Source organism: Bradyrhizobium cosmicum (assembly GCF_032290525.1).
Lineage (GTDB): Bacteria > Pseudomonadota > Alphaproteobacteria > Rhizobiales > Xanthobacteraceae > Bradyrhizobium > Bradyrhizobium cosmicum_A.
On sequence record NZ_JASXTA010000010.1, the window covers coordinates 121,522 to 135,528 of the forward strand.

Here is a 14,007-nt window from a genome sequence, read left to right on the forward strand (position 1 = left end):
AGACATGCGGGGAGAATCATGAGCGCTCAGGCAACGCCCGAAGCGGCGGAGAAGACGACGGGGATGTCCAAGCCAACACCGAAGGGCGCCTGGAGCGTTACCTTTCTCCTGTTTCTGTTCATGCTGGTGAACTTCGCCGACAAGATCGTCGTCGGTCTGGCCGGCGTTCCGATCATGACCGAGCTGAAGCTCGAGCCGGAGCAGTTCGGCCTGCTCGGCTCGTCATTCTTTTTCCTGTTCTCGATCTCGGCCATCGTGGTCGGCTTCATCGTCAACAAGGTGCCGACGCGCTGGGTGCTGCTGACATTGGCCGTGATCTGGGCGCTCACTCAGTTCCCGATGGTTGGTACCGTCAGCTTCACCACACTCGTGATCTGCCGCATCGCGCTCGGCGCCGGCGAGGGACCGGCGGCTTCGGTCGCGATGCACGCGATCTACAAATAGTTCCCCGACGAGAAGCGCACGCTGCCGACCGCGATCCTGTCGCAGGGTTCGGCCTTCGGCGTGATCCTGGCGGTGCCGGCGCTGAACTGGATCATCGTCAACCATTCCTGGCACTATGCCTTCGGCGCGCTCGGCGTCGTCGGACTGATCTGGGTCGCAGCCTGGCTCGCGCTCGGCAAGGAAGGCCCGCTGGAGGACACGCAGTTTCTCGCGGCGAACGAGCCGAGAATCCCGTATCTTCAGCTCCTCACCTCGCGCACCTTCATCGGCTGCGTGGCGGCGACCTTCGGCGCCTATTGGGCCCTGTCGCTCGGTCTCACCTGGTTCACGCCTTTCATCGTCAAGGGGCTCGGCTTCTCGCAGCAGCAGGCCGGCTTCGTCTCGATCCTGCCCTGGGTGTTCGGCGCGACCGTCGTCATCCTCACCGGCTGGATCTCGCAGGTGCTGATGGCGCGCGGCGTGACGACGCGCCTCGCCCGCGGCGTGTTCGGTTCGGTGCCGCTGGTGATCGGTGGCGTGATCCTGGCGGTGATGCCGCATGTCCAGGGCGCCGGCCTCCAGATCGCGCTGCTCGTGGTCGGCTCGGGCCTGTGCGGTGCGATCTATGTGGTCTGCCCGCCCATGCTCGGCGAGTTCACCCCGGCCTCGCAACGCGGCGCGGTTCTCGCCATCTACGGTGCGCTCTACACGCTCGCCGGCATTATCGCGCCCGCCGTCATGGGCACCGTGATCCAGCGCGCCGGAAACATGCTCGACGGCTACATGACCGGCTTCACCATCAACGCGGTGGTCATGGTTGGCTCTGGTGTCATCGGTCTGCTGTTGCTCTGGCCGAACACGGAAAAGGCCAGGCTGAGCCGTGGTGCCGCTCCGCAGGCCGCGGCGCTGAAAGGCGCGGTGTCGCCGACGTAAGGCGGCGCTCCCGGCCCCAATCACAACTGTCGTCCCGGACAAGCGAAGCGCGGATCCGGGACCGATAGCCACAGGCAGTGGTTTGGCGAAGACTCGGAGTTACCAGATTCGCGCCACACTTCTCCCCGTGGTTATGGATCCCCGCGTTCGCGGGGACGACGACTCAATTTGCAGCTAAGCCTTGCCTTGCGCCCGCCGCTCGGTGAACGGCGACAGCACCACTGTTGCGAGCATGAAGATCACGGATGCCCCGAACACCCAGTGCGGCGCGCTTTGATCCATGATCCAGCCGAACAGCAGCGGGCTGATGATGCCGCCGAGATTGAAGCCGGTGGAGACGATGCCGAAGGCGCGGCCGGCGGCGCCGGGAGGCGCGGCATTGCGCACCAGCATGTCGCGCGAAGGTGCGATCACGCCGGAGAGGAAGCCCGCCATCATCATCGCGGCCGTCAGGGTCCAGCCGGGCAGCGTCACGAGCGCGATGAGCAGCACGATCGCCGCGTTGGCGCCAAAGCAGGCCGCGGCGACATAGCCGTGGCGCTCGGTGTGGTCGGCGAGGAAGCCGCCGGCGAGCACGCCCGCGGCGCTGGCGGCGAGGAACGCGGTGAGCGCGATGTTGGCAGCGGAGTAGGACGCGCCGTAACCGCTCATCAGCGCCACCACGCCAAAATTGTTGATGCCGACGACCGAGAGGCTGAGCAGCATGAACAGCACGGTGAGCGTGATCAGTGCCGGTGTAATCACGGCCTGCTTCGGCGCATCCGTCGCACCGGGCTTTGTCTTGTGCGCGCCGGCATCGGGAATGTTCATGACGACCAGCAGCAGCGCCACCAGCAGGCCGATCGTACCCGACGCGATCAGCGCACCCGTGCCGCCGGAGACGGTGACGAGAGCAGCGACGATCGCCGGCGCCACGGCGCCGCCGAGATAGCCGGCAAAGGTATGGATCGAGAAGGCACGGCCCATCCGCGCTTCGTCCATGTGCCTGGCGAGGATCGCGTAATCGGCGGGGTGATAGACGCTGTTGGCAAGACCCAGCAGCACCGCGCAGGCGATCAGCGAGGCATAGCTGAGGTGCAGGCCGAGCAGGATCAGCGCAAAGCCGCCGAGCGCGAGCCCGCCCAGCAGGATTCTGCGCGCGCCAAAATGGTCGACCAGATACCCGGTCGGCGCCTGGGTGAGACCGGATACGGCCGCGGACACCGTGAGTGCGAAGCCGAGCTCGATATAGCCGACGCCGAGCTGGCTCTTCAGGAACGGAAACAGCATCGGCAGCACCAGCAGATGGAAATGGCTGACCCAATGCGCGATCGAAATACCCGTCAGCGTGCGCAGTGCACTGTCCGCCTTGCCATGCTGCGGTGCGGCGAGAACGTCGACCATTACAATTCCGTTTCACGTCCTTGAGGGGACGCGCAAACTATCGGGGACAGCGGTTATTTGTCCATGAATGCGGGCGCAAGCAGCTAGTGCGGCCCATCTGTCGTCCCTGCCTAGTGCGCAATTGCGCACGGGGCGCAGGGACCCATACCGCGTGATATCTCGATTGCGAGAAGTCCCGGTACCGAACAGCGATCTTCCTCCCTGGATTATGGGTCCCTGCGTTCGCAGGGACGACAGTGGAGAGCGTGACGCTAGCGCCGGATCAAACCGGCAGTCCCCTCAAAACGGTTCGTCGTCCGGACCGTAGCGGTCGCGCTTCGGCGTCGCGATATCACCGTCCTCGTAATCGTCGTCGCCGGGATCGTGCGGAGGCGGAGGCTTCTTCGCCTTGTCGTCCACCTTTTTGGGCGGCTCGCTTGGCTTGGCGGTCTTGGCCATGGCTGCTCCCGGATGGTGATGCGTCATCCGAACCCTATCCGGAAGATATGTGGCGACCCTGACTTATCTCAAGGGCCGCGACAATGACGTCAGCCGTGCACCACCGGCCCGCCCGCCTTCTTCCAGGCGTCAATGCCGCCGGCGATGTGCGCAGTGTTGGTGAGCCCAGCTTCCTTGGCGGCCGCGACAGCCATCGCCGAGCGTTCGCCGAAGGCGCAGAAGAACACGACGCGGCGGCCGGTGGCGGCCGCGACCTCGCGCAGCATGCCGCCGGGCTTGAGGCTGTCTTCAACGGACGGATAAGGCGTATGCAGCGCGCCTTCGAGCATGCCGTGCTTCATCCGCTCGTTGGTCTCGCGCAGATCGACCAGCAGGATGTCGGGACGGCCGAGGATGCGGATCGCCTCGACGGCGCGAAGCGCGCGGCCCTCTTTCTCCAGCTCCTCCTGATGCAGGCCGACATGCATGTTGGCGGGCACCGCGACGTCCATCATCTTCGGATTGGGCAGCTTCAGGTTCGCCATCAGCTCGATATATTCGTCGACCGAGCGTACCTGGAGCCGCGGATTGTAGCGCTTCTCCTCGCCGATGGTGGAGACGGTGTCGCCCTTGTAGTCGTGCGCGGGAAACACCATCGTCTCGTCCGGCAGCTTCAGCAGCCGATTGAAAATCGACTCGTATTGCGCGCGCGAAGAACCGTTCTGGAAATCGGTGCGGCCGGTGCCGCGGATCAGCAGCGTGTCGCCGGTGAAGACGCGGTCGCCCATCAGATAGGAATAGGAATCGTCGGTGTGGCCGGGCGTGTACATCACGTCGAGCGACAGGCCCTCGATCGTCACCTTGTCGCCATCGGCAACCCGCATCGCCACCACGTCCGCCTTGGTCTGGTCGCCCATCACGGTCATGCAATGGGTGCGGTCGCGCAACTCGCCGAGGCCGGTGACGTGGTCGGCGTGAAGGTGCGTATCGACGGCCTTGACCAGCTTGAGGTCGAGCTCCCGCAGCAATTGGCAGTAGCGGTCGACCTTCTCCAGCACGGGATCGAGGATCAGGGCCTCGCCGCCGGGGCGGCTGGCAAGGACATAGCTGTAGGTGCCCGAAACGCTGTCGAAGAGCTGGCGGAAGATCATGGCAGGACCCGGCGTGAACTGATTTCCAAGATTCTACTACAAATGGGAACGCAAAGAGAAGTAAGCTACTGCCGAGACAAGAAGATTTAGAAGATTTTTATTGCGTGCCCCGGCCGGCGTTCCGGGCTCACCGCTTCGAGATGCCCCGCTGTCATCGTCCGCGAAAGCGGGCGATCCAGTATTCCAGAGACGGCGAGAGGATACCGTGAGGCCGCGGCGTACTGGATTCCCCGCCTGCGCAGGGAATGACACCGGGTGTGCCGCGACGCTGCGCCTGACAAGGGCTCAGGGCCTCACCAATGTGTACCCGTTCTCGCTGAGGAACAGGATCTGCCCGACCCCGACTTGCACCGGTGTCGCCGCCGGAATGAACTCCGGCCGCTTCCCGGTCTCCCGCTCGATCGTGTCCACCGTATTGAGGCAGATGTCGAAGCGCACGCCCTGGGCGATCAGGCTCTCGACCTGTTTGCGCCGCTCGCTGCCTGACAACAGCAGATCGATGCCGGGACCGAAGGCGACCACCTCGATCGCGACCTTGTCGGGATCGTAGGCCTTCAGCAAATTGTTGGCGACGCTCAGCACCAAAGCCTGCTTCCTCGCATCGCCGTCGGAGAGCTGGAGCACGATCTTGTGCTCGGCGAACGGCTTGTCCTGGAGCGGCACCTGCTGTGCGAAAGCCGGCGGCACCGCGGCGAAAGCGAGCAGCGCGAGCAGCATCGCGGATATGAATTGCGAGCGCATTAGCCCCGTCCTGCAATGCCGGGGTTGCCATCGACGTCTTTCAGAGTGACGCCGGAGCCGAGCTGCTCCTGAAACATCCGGCCCGAGCGCAGATATCTGGCGACGACATCCCACACCGGTGCGCCCTGCTGGCCGTTGACCGAAGCCCAGCCCGCGACCTTGTAGCGGTGGCTCGCGGCGAGCACTTTGCCGCCCTTGAGCCTCAGCTCGGAGATGCGGCTGCCGATCGCCGCGGTGGGCATGCAGGTGTAGCTGAGCCCGCCGGCGCGCACCATGTCGCCGCCCTGCTGGTAATAGGGATCGGCGTTGAAGAGATTGTCGCAGATGTCTTCCAGCACGTCCTTGATCTGGGCGCCGGTCATCTCCTGCACATAGGTCTCGGGATAGGTGATCGCGGTTTCCGCGAGCAAATCCTCCATCGTCAGCGGTTGGCCGGACAGTGCGGTAACGCCCCAGCGGAAGCCCGGCGACAGCGCGATCTCGGCATTGAGCTCCGTGCGCAGCGCGGTGCAGATCAGCTCGTCGACGGGGCCGACGAAATTGTCGCGGCGATAGAGCAGGCGGTCGGGTATTGCGATCTTCTCCGACCAGTCGGTCACGTGCACCGCGCGCAGCTTTCCGATCAGCTCGGCCATTCCAGGGTCGGGCTTCAGCAACTCCGAATAGACCGGCAGCAGATGATACCTGACGTCGCTGACTTTGCCCTTGTCGAGCGCGAGGTCGAGTACGCCCAAAAATTTCCCGTTGGAGCCGGCGTTGGTGACGAGTGTCGTCCCACTCGCGTTCTTCACGGCGATTGGCTGCGGCACGGCATCGTGCGTATGGCCGCCGAGAACGACGTCGATGCCGGTGACACGGCTTGCGAGCTTGAGGTCGACATCCATGCCGTTGTGCGACAACAGGATGACCGCATCGACCTTGTCGGTATTGCGCAAGGCATCGACGTGCTTCTGGAGCTCCTCCTCGCGGATGCCGAAACTCCAGTCCGGCGTGAACCGCCTGGGATGCGCGATCGGCACGTAAGGAAAGGCCTGGCCGATGATCGCGACGCGGCGGCCGCCGAGCTCCTTGATAAGAGAGGGCTTGAACACGCGCCCCGTAGCCTTGTCGAAGGCGGGGACGTTGTTGAATGCGGCTTCCTCGGTCAGGAAAACGTTCTGCGCCAGAAATTCGCCCTTGAAGCGCTCGAGGTTCTCGCGCAGCACCTGCTCGCCATAGGTGAATTCCCAATGCCCGGTCATCGCCTCGATGCCGAGCAGATTGGCGACCTCGACCATGTCGCGGCCCTGCATGACGTTGGCGAGCCCGGTGCCCTGCCAGAGGTCGCCGCCATCGACGAGCAGAGAGTGTCTTTCGCCGGCGTCGGCGCGCAAACGGTCGATCAGCGTCTTCAGATGGGCGAAGCCGCCGAGCTTGCCGAAGCGGCCCGCGGACTTCTCGAACTCGAAACAGCTGAACGCGTAGGCATCGGCGCTGTCCGATCGGATCCCGAAGCGCTCCAGGAAGGCGCGGCCGACCAGATGCGGCGGCCGCCCGGCCATCTCGCCGATGCCGATATTGACGCTGGGCTCGCGGAAATAGACCGGGTTGAGCTGCGCATGGGCGTCGGTGATGTGCAGGATCCGCGCATTGCCGAACCGTTCGAGGTCGTAAATGCTCGCGGTGTCCGCACCGCGCGCACGCCGCGGCAGTCCGGCCGAGACGGCAGCAAGGCCCACACTCTTCAGGAAATCGCGGCGGCGGATCGCCATCTCGAATTCTCCGCCCCTCAATGATCGCTCGGCTGTTCCAGCAGGGCTCAGTCTAACGGATTTCCATGGTCTTCCACGCCTCTTTTTCAGACGTCGCCTGGAAGATCGAAGCTTTGGCGAGGGCTTCGGCTTCCTTCGCTGCGGCGACGGCGCGGTCGAAATCGCCACCATCGGCCGCCTTCCTCGCTGCTGTCAGCGCAGATACGGTCACGGTCCACTGGTTACGCATGCCGGCGGCCTCCTTGGCGGCGGCCTCCGCGGCGGCATAGGCCGCCTTGTAGTCCGCCTCGGCTGCCGCGCGCGCCGCTGGCGCGAAGCTCAACGCAACCAGCATGGCGAGAGGAAGTGACAGCTTCATGGCCGCGCTCCCGGGCCTGAAATCGGCAGGCCGTTGGCGACGTAGGAGAGGAAATACTCGACGTCGCGGTATTCATCGGCCTGCGGCTCCAGCGGAACAGCGCGGGTCTGGCTGTTGCAGGTGACGAAGCGGCGGCTGGTCGTGCCCATGCCGCTCCATTCGGAGCGGTAGATCGGCATCGCGTTCACAATGCCGAGCGCCGGTGCCAGGATCTCGGCGCGGATGCGCTCGCCCGGGCTCTGCACGTGGCAGCTCGCGCAGGAGAAATTCATCTGGCCGCGCCGCGTGTAGAAGTAGCGCTTGCCGTTCTCGAACGCCGCGAGCGCGCGGGGATCATCGGGAATCCTGATGTCCATCGGCTTGCCGCGCGAGGTATAGGCCATGTAGGCGGTCAGCGAGGCCATCTCGTCCTTGACGTAGGAATAGGGTGCCTCGCCATTGGCCTCACGGCAGCGGTTGAGCGCGAGCTCCAGCGTGACGACCTTACCTTCCTTCTCGTCGAAGTAAGGATAGTTCCCGCGGATGCCGATGCCGCCATTCGGGAAGCAATCGGCATAGCTCTTGCCGTTCTTGAACGGCGTAGAAAACATCTCCTTGCCGGCGTCGAGCGCGAACTCGTAGGGCGGGAATTCCTCCTTCTCCTGCCACTGCCGCTTCATGTCCGCGTTCATCGAATAAGGACCGTTGACGAAATCCTCGTGCTTCACGTCCGGAAATTTCTGGAAGAAGAAGTTCTGGAACGCTTTGGCATCGGCAACGGGATCGATCTTGTCGGCCGCGACCACGCGTGGAGAGGTGAGGCCGAACGCGACGAGCGCGGCGCTCAGCGAGCCAAGCAGGAGGGCGGAGCGGGCCTTCATCACGCGATCTTCGCGGTGGTCGTGTCCGAGCCGCCCTTGTTGTCGGTCCAGGAGATCCTGAGGTCGTCGCCCTTCTTGGCGCCCTTGAAGCTGAACTTGACGTAGGGATCCTTGGAAACCGCAGTGCCCCAATTGGCGACGAAGACGTCCTTGCCGTTCCATTCGAACTTGAGCTCCCGGATATAGTGCGCAGGGATCAGCTCGCCCTTGGGATCCTTGACCAGCCCGGTGTCCATGGGATGCTGGATCAGCGCCTGCACCTCGGTGATGTCGCCGTTGGCGGTGGCGCGTACGCGAATGGTGGATGCCATGTCGAACTCCTCGCTTAGCCGCCGCAGCCGCCGACGGTGACTTTGACCTCTTTGGTCGCGCTGTAGAGCTTGCCGTCGGCTTCCACGATCGCGGTGACGTTGGTGGTCTTGGCCATCTTCAGGCGGTTGGCGACAGCAGGCAGCGTGCCGTCGGGAATCCTGTAGGACGCCGCGAGCGCGTTCGGGTTCTCGGCCACGAAGAACGAGATCGAGGTCACCTTGTCGAGCGTCGTCGTCACCGAGATCGGCACGACGCCGCCATTCTCGGCGATCTCGGGTGCGTCGAGCTTGATCTTGTCGGACGGCTCGGCGGCCTTGCCGTAGAGCGCCTTGATCGCGTCCGCTTCGTTCTTCAGCTTGAACGCCTCTTCCGGATATTTGTCGTTCGCCGCCGCGCGTGCGGGAGCGGCGCCGAACGGCAGATTGCCGAGGCCGAGCAGCGCGACGCAGGCTGCGCCCTGAAGGATCAGGCGCCGCGTCGGATCAGGGCCGGTGGTCGTGGTCATCTCAAATCTCCTGAGGTGCCGGCGGTCACAGGGTTTGCAGGAAATCAACGATCGCGCTGATCTCCTGTTCGGTCAAAATCCGGTTCCGGCCGAACGGCGGCATCATGGTCTGCGGATTGCGCTTGGTCTCGTCAAAGATGATCGCGACGAGCTCGTTGCGATCAGGGTATTTTGCCTTGATGTCCGTCAGTTCCGGCCCGATCGTGCCGGGCAGGTCGCCGCCCTTGATGACATGGCAGGTCAGACAATTGCCCTTGCCGCGGTCGAAGGCGAGCTTCTGGCCGTCGGCGACGGTGGATTGTGCCCGTGCCGGGCCGGCCAGGCCGGCGGCAATGGCCAGCAAGATGAACAGGACGGGCATGCGGGACAAGGCGGTCAAGGCGTCATTCCGAGGCGTATGTCGATGATCTCGATCGCGAAACAGACGCGTTCCAAAGCACAAAGGGCACCTGCTGACAATCAAGACTATGCACGCAACAAAATGGAGTTAATATCTTCCGCATTGCAACTAAAGAGATTATTTATTCGGCCGATTTGGTCCCAAGGGCTTGGGCTTAAGTGTTTGGCCCAAGGGTAAGGTCAGTAGCGCGGGCCGGCTGTTTTCGGGGCGTCTGGGCGCTCATCCTGTTTTCATCGCGTTCTCGTTTTTTCAAGGGGACCTGACTTGGCTGACTATGTCGTTGAATTTGGCGGGGACGGCGGACGGGTCGAGCCCGATGGGCGGCTCGATGCGCCGGCCTTCCACCGCAATCACGAGCCGCTCTGGGCGGCGCTGGAAAAGCATCTCGCCGGCCTGACCGGCAACGTGGTCGAGCTCGGCAGCGGAACCGGGCAGCACGTGGTCCACTTCGCCCGCCATACGCCCGGCCTGATCTGGTGGCCGAGCGATCTCAATCAGCGCCACCTCAAGAGCATCGAGGCCTGGCGCGTTCATGCCGGCCTGCAAAATGTCCGCTCGCCCCTGCGGATCGATCTCACCGATCCCGACTGGTGCCCGGAGATGAAGAGCGGGCAGGCACCGACAAGCCTTGCCGCGCTGTTCTGCGCCAATGTCATCCACATCGCGCCCTGGGCGGTGGCCGAGGGCCTGTTCGCCGGCGCCGGCCGCTATTTGCGTGCCGACGGCAAGCTGTTCCTCTACGGCCCGTTCAAGCGCGACGGCAAGCACACCGCACTCAGCAACGCCGTGTTCGACACGTCGTTGCGCGAAGGCAATCCCGACTGGGGCGTGCGCGATATCGGCGATGTCGAGACGCTGGCACGAGGTGTCGGCCTTCGCCTCGTCGATGCGATCGAGATGCCCGCGAACAATCTGACGCTGGTGTTTGCACGGGGTTAATTCGGGAAGTCGTCATGCCCGGGCTTGTCCCGGGCATCCACGTTCTTTGGCCCACGCGGCAAGACGTGGATGGCCGGAACAAGCCCGACCATGACGATGTGGAAGCTTCAGTGCCCCAAGCGCTAGCCCTCCCCGTCCCGCCACCCGATCTTCTCCTTCAGGAACCGAAACCCCAGCACCTCGAAGCCGGCGCGCTCCTTGTTGTCCTTGCCGTAGCCGTGACCGCCGGCTTCCGGTTCGTAGAACCAGGCCTCGTAGCCCATGGTCTGGAGCTTTGCCGCCATCTTGCGCGCGTGGCCGGGATGGACGCGGTCGTCGCGCCGCGTGGTGGCGATCAGGATCGGTGGATAGGGCTGGCCGGCCTTGACGTTGTGATAGGCCGAGTAGGTCTTCAGCCACTCCCATTCTTCGGGCTTGTCGGGGTCGCCATATTCCGCGATCCAGCTCGCGCCCGCGAGCAGTTTTGTGTAGCGGCGCATGTCGATCAGCGGAATGGTGCAGAACAGTGCGCCGAAACGCTCGGGATAGCGCACCAGCATGTTGGTGATGAGGATGCCGCCGTTCGAGCCGCCCTGTGCCGCGATCCGCTTCGCGCTGGTCACGCCGCGGCGGACGAGATCGGCGGCAACCGCCGCGAAATCGTCATGCGACAGTTTCTTGCCGGCGAGCCTGCCGGCATCGTGCCAGCGGGTGCCGAACTCGCCGCCGCCGCGCAAATTCGCCTGCACCATCGTGCCGCCGCGCTCCAGCCACAGCTTACCGAGCGAGGGGGTGTAATACGGCTTCACCGAATGGGCGAAGCCACCATAGGCGCTCATATAGACCGGCGCGTCTCCGGTTTCGGTCGCCGGGCCGGTCTGGACATAGGGGATGCGCTCGCCATCGATCGAGATCGCCTCGTGCTGGGTCACCACGAGACCATCGGCGGTGAATGTCCTCGGCGCCTGCTTCAGCACGGTCGGGCTTGCGACGCCGCGCTCGATCAACAGCAACGACGGCGGCGTCAGCGGATCCTGCACATTGGCGAGCAGATCGCCATTGCTTTCGGACGCATGGCGATCGAGCGGCCAGATGTCGACGACGCCGATCTGCGGCAGGCCGCCCAGTGTTTCGCGGCTCCAGCCGGTGGCGGATGGCGTACAGATTTCGAATCGCGGCTGGAGCTCATCGAGGATCGACAGCACCAGCTTTCCCGCGGTCCAGAACAGGCCTTGCAGGGCACGCCGTGGCTCCGGCTCGAACAGGACCGCGAAATCGCGATTGCCGGCGAGGAAAGCTGACAGCGACATGCCGAGCACGGTGTCGGTGGCATAGGTCCGCCCCTGAACCGTCCAGTCCTTGCGCAGCTTCATCGCGAACCAGTCGCCATGCGCCTGCATCCAGACGCCGGTCGGCAGATCGAGCTTCGTCATTGTCCCGGCCGCATCGCGCAGCCAGATCGCATGATTGAAGAAGTCGATCTGGTCGACGATCCAGACCCGCGGCGCAGGCCCCGTATCATCGGCGCCGCCATAGATCACCATGTGATCGGCGGTGGTCTCGATGATCATTTGCGCCTGTTCGACAGGCTGGCCGCGTCGCCACACGCGAACCGTCCGCGCATATCCCGAGCTGGTCGCCATGCCCTCGCCATGGGCGCTCGACAGCAGCAGCGTGTCGGCGTCGAGCCAGTCCGCGCCGCCCTTGGCTTCCGGCAGCGTAAAGCCGTCCGCCACAAAATTCTTCGTATCGAGGTCGAACTCGCGCAAGGTGACCGCGTCGCTGCCGCCACGCGACAGGCTCAGGATCGCCCGCGAGCTTCCCATCTGCGTGGTGATGCCGCTCAGCAGCCAGTCCTCGCCTTCCGTCGCGGCGAGCTGGTCGATATCCAACATGGCCTCCCATGCCGGATCGGGTTTGCGAAACTCCGCGAGCGTCGTCCGCCGCCACAGGCCGCGCGGGTTGGCGGCATCCTTCCAGAGATTGTGCAGATCATGTCCGCGCCGGCTGACATAGGGGATGTTGTCGGGACGATCGTAGATCGCCGCGAGGACGTCGCGGTCGCGCGCGAAGGCCGCGCCCCCGAAAGCGCTGAGCGTCAGTTGATTCTGCCGTTCGACGAAGTCGAGCGCCTGCTTGCCTTCGATCTCCTCCAGCCAGAGCCAGGGATCGTCGTCGGGAGCGCTGAGCGTGGGCCTGTCGTCGACGGACATGAACGAAACTCCTGGAGATCGCGGCGGATAGGATTTGATCGAGCGCAAGCCGTCAAGAGCTCCGGCCGATATCATCCGCCTGATTGCGTCAGGGGCATGGCCCGCGCCCGTTTGCGCCGGTTGCCGGCCCTGCCGCGCCCCTCCATAGTGCCGGAATCAGCCAAACACTTTGAGATCCTCCGGGCGGAAATGCCGATGCTAGACGTGACTTCAGCCAATGTGATCGCCGCCGACGCCCGCGTGCGTGCCAATGTGGTGCGCCTTGCCGCAGCCCAGGCGCTGACCGGTGCCAACTCGGCGGTGATCTTCGCCACCGGCGCGATCGTCGGCGCCACGCTTGCGCCCGACATGTCATTCGCGACGGTGCCGATCTCGATGTATGTGGTGGGGCTTGCCGCCGGCACGCTGCCGACCGGCGCGATCTCGCGCCGCTTCGGCCGCCGCGCCGCCTTCATCGTCGGCACCGGCCTCGGCACACTTACCGGCGTGCTCGGCTCGTTTGCGATCCTGCGCGGCTCGTTCGCGCTGTTCTGCCTCGCGACCTTCCTCGGCGGCCTCTACGGCGCGGTGGCGCAGTCCTATCGCTTCGCCGCCGCCGACGGCGCCAGCGCCGCCTATCGGCCCAAAGCCGTGTCCTGGGTGATGGCGGGCGGGGTCTTCGCCGGCGTGCTCGGTCCGCAGCTCGTGCAATGGACCATGGACGTCTGGTCGCCCTATCTCTTCGCCTTCAGCTTCCTGGTGCAGGCCGCCGTGGCGCTGGTCGCGATGGGCATCGTCGCCGGCGTCGATATGCCCAAGCCGGCGCCTGCCGATCTGCATGGCGGCCGGCCGCTGCTCGACATCGTGACCCAGCCGCGCTTCATCGCGGCGGCGCTGTGCGGCGTCATCTCCTATCCCATGATGAATCTGGTGATGACCTCGGCGCCGCTCGCCATGAAGCTCTGCGGCCTCAGCCTGTCCGATTCCAATTTCGGCATTCAATGGCACATCGTCGCCATGTACGGGCCGAGCTTCTTTACCGGCGCGCTGATCGCGCGCTTCGGCGCGCCGAAGATCGTCGCAGCTGGTCTGCTTCTTGAAGCGGGAGCGGCCATGATCGGTCTGTCCGGCCTCACCGCGATGCATTTCTGGGCCACGCTGATCGTGCTCGGTATCGGCTGGAATTTCTCCTTCATCGGCGCCTCCGCCCTGGTGCTGGAGACGCACCGGCCGCAGGAGCGCAACAAGGTGCAGGCCTTCAATGATTTCCTCGTGTTCGGGATGATGGCGATCGGCTCGTTCTCCTCGGGCCAGCTGCTCGCCAATTACGGCTGGTCGGCCGTGAACATGGTGGTGTTCCCGCCGGTGGTGCTTGGCCTTGCCGTGCTCTCGCTGGCGTCATGGGCCCGCCGCCGCAAAGCGCGCCTCGACGCTGCGATGGGCGAGTTCCCGGACGCAATCTGAGTTGGCAGGAGGCTGGCAGCAACGTTGATAGTTCGATCGCCGTCGAAGTGATTTTCTGGTGCGCGGTTGTTACATGATGCTCGTCATGAAGCTGTTCGTCAGGCCATCAACGTCCTTCAATTTCTGCCGTCATTCCGGGGCACCCGAAGGGTGAACCCGGAATCTCGAGATTCCGGGTTCGATGCTTCGCATCGCCCCG

The 14,007-nt window shown here is 64.5% G+C and carries 13 protein-coding genes and 1 pseudogene; 3 read left to right on the plus strand and 11 right to left on the minus strand.

From position 1 onward, the window contains the following. Window positions 1–18: 18 nt before the first annotated feature. Window positions 19–1,356, plus strand: a pseudogene (locus QSV46_RS19435) (MFS transporter). Between the two features lie 174 nt (window positions 1,357–1,530). Here QSV46_RS19435 and QSV46_RS19440 read toward each other — a convergent pair. The 10 genes from QSV46_RS19440 to soxX form a co-directional block, all read right to left on the minus strand. Next, on the minus strand, window positions 1,531–2,739 hold the full coding sequence (locus QSV46_RS19440; protein ID WP_314954830.1) for an MFS transporter: 1,209 nt from the start codon (window positions 2,737–2,739) through the stop codon (window positions 1,531–1,533). Window positions 2,740–3,018: 279 nt separating this feature from the next. Further along, complete coding sequence (locus QSV46_RS19445; protein WP_314954833.1) at window positions 3,019–3,177, minus strand: hypothetical protein; 159 nt, start codon at window positions 3,175–3,177, stop codon at window positions 3,019–3,021. A gap of 89 nt (window positions 3,178–3,266) precedes the next feature. Continuing rightward, window positions 3,267–4,307, minus strand: a complete 1,041-nt coding sequence (locus QSV46_RS19450) for an MBL fold metallo-hydrolase (protein WP_314954836.1) — start codon at window positions 4,305–4,307, stop codon at window positions 3,267–3,269. Window positions 4,308–4,592: 285 nt separating this feature from the next. Next, the gene (locus tag QSV46_RS19455) at window positions 4,593–5,048 is read right to left on the minus strand and encodes a hypothetical protein (protein ID WP_409997182.1); all 456 of its coding nucleotides are present in this window, start codon (window positions 5,046–5,048) and stop codon (window positions 4,593–4,595) included. Beyond that, window positions 5,048–6,799 (minus strand): thiosulfohydrolase SoxB, encoded by a 1,752-nt coding sequence (gene soxB / locus QSV46_RS19460; protein ID WP_314954838.1) that lies wholly within the window; start codon window positions 6,797–6,799, stop codon window positions 5,048–5,050. Before soxB ends, QSV46_RS19455 begins: the two co-directional genes overlap by 1 nt. Before the next feature lie 52 nt (window positions 6,800–6,851). Continuing rightward, a complete protein-coding gene (locus QSV46_RS19465; protein WP_314954846.1) occupies window positions 6,852–7,157 on the minus strand; it encodes a hypothetical protein in 306 nt (101 codons plus the stop codon). Beyond that, on the minus strand, window positions 7,154–8,017 hold the full coding sequence (gene soxA, locus QSV46_RS19470; protein WP_314954848.1) for a sulfur oxidation c-type cytochrome SoxA: 864 nt from the start codon (window positions 8,015–8,017) through the stop codon (window positions 7,154–7,156). Before soxA ends, QSV46_RS19465 begins: the two co-directional genes overlap by 4 nt. After that, window positions 8,017–8,328: a thiosulfate oxidation carrier complex protein SoxZ gene (gene soxZ / locus QSV46_RS19475; RefSeq protein WP_314954850.1), complete on the minus strand. Its 312-nt coding sequence runs from the start codon at window positions 8,326–8,328 to the stop codon at window positions 8,017–8,019. The genes soxA and soxZ overlap by 1 nt, the downstream gene beginning before the upstream one ends. A 14-nt stretch (window positions 8,329–8,342) precedes the next feature. After that, entirely contained in the window at window positions 8,343–8,834 is a 492-nt protein-coding gene (gene soxY / locus QSV46_RS19480; RefSeq protein ID WP_314954851.1) for a thiosulfate oxidation carrier protein SoxY, read from the minus strand. A 25-nt stretch (window positions 8,835–8,859) separates the two neighbouring features. Next, entirely contained in the window at window positions 8,860–9,213 is a 354-nt protein-coding gene (soxX, locus tag QSV46_RS19485) for a sulfur oxidation c-type cytochrome SoxX (protein WP_314954852.1), read from the minus strand. 285 nt (window positions 9,214–9,498) lie between these two features. On the opposite strand from soxX, the gene QSV46_RS19490 reads away from it, so the two are divergent. Further along, window positions 9,499–10,173 (plus strand): DUF938 domain-containing protein, encoded by a 675-nt coding sequence (locus QSV46_RS19490; RefSeq protein WP_314954853.1) that lies wholly within the window; start codon window positions 9,499–9,501, stop codon window positions 10,171–10,173. Between the two features lie 122 nt (window positions 10,174–10,295). Here the strand turns inward: QSV46_RS19490 and QSV46_RS19495 are convergent, their stop codons facing one another. Then, entirely contained in the window at window positions 10,296–12,365 is a 2,070-nt protein-coding gene (locus tag QSV46_RS19495; RefSeq protein WP_314954854.1) for a prolyl oligopeptidase family serine peptidase, read from the minus strand. A 195-nt stretch (window positions 12,366–12,560) separates the two neighbouring features. Between QSV46_RS19495 and QSV46_RS19500 the strand changes: the two genes are divergently transcribed. Further along, a complete protein-coding gene (locus tag QSV46_RS19500; RefSeq protein WP_314954855.1) occupies window positions 12,561–13,808 on the plus strand; it encodes an MFS transporter in 1,248 nt (415 codons plus the stop codon). Window positions 13,809–14,007: the final 199 nt, after the last annotated feature.

Coding starts and splice junctions, on each gene's coding strand:
- QSV46_RS19440 (WP_314954830.1), bottom strand. CDS start 2,739: ATGGTCGACGTTCTCGCCGCACCGCAGCATGGCAAGGCGGACAGTGCA.
- QSV46_RS19445 (WP_314954833.1), bottom strand. CDS start 3,177: ATGGCCAAGACCGCCAAGCCAAGCGAGCCGCCCAAAAAGGTGGACGAC.
- QSV46_RS19450 (WP_314954836.1), bottom strand. CDS start 4,307: ATGATCTTCCGCCAGCTCTTCGACAGCGTTTCGGGCACCTACAGCTAT.
- QSV46_RS19455 (WP_409997182.1), bottom strand. CDS start 5,048: ATGCGCTCGCAATTCATATCCGCGATGCTGCTCGCGCTGCTCGCTTTC.
- soxB (WP_314954838.1), bottom strand. CDS start 6,799: ATGGCGATCCGCCGCCGCGATTTCCTGAAGAGTGTGGGCCTTGCTGCC.
- QSV46_RS19465 (WP_314954846.1), bottom strand. CDS start 7,157: ATGAAGCTGTCACTTCCTCTCGCCATGCTGGTTGCGTTGAGCTTCGCG.
- soxA (WP_314954848.1), bottom strand. CDS start 8,017: ATGAAGGCCCGCTCCGCCCTCCTGCTTGGCTCGCTGAGCGCCGCGCTC.
- soxZ (WP_314954850.1), bottom strand. CDS start 8,328: ATGGCATCCACCATTCGCGTACGCGCCACCGCCAACGGCGACATCACC.
- soxY (WP_314954851.1), bottom strand. CDS start 8,834: ATGACCACGACCACCGGCCCTGATCCGACGCGGCGCCTGATCCTTCAG.
- QSV46_RS19495 (WP_314954854.1), bottom strand. CDS start 12,365: ATGTCCGTCGACGACAGGCCCACGCTCAGCGCTCCCGACGACGATCCC.
- QSV46_RS19500 (WP_314954855.1), top strand. CDS start 12,561: ATGCTAGACGTGACTTCAGCCAATGTGATCGCCGCCGACGCCCGCGTG.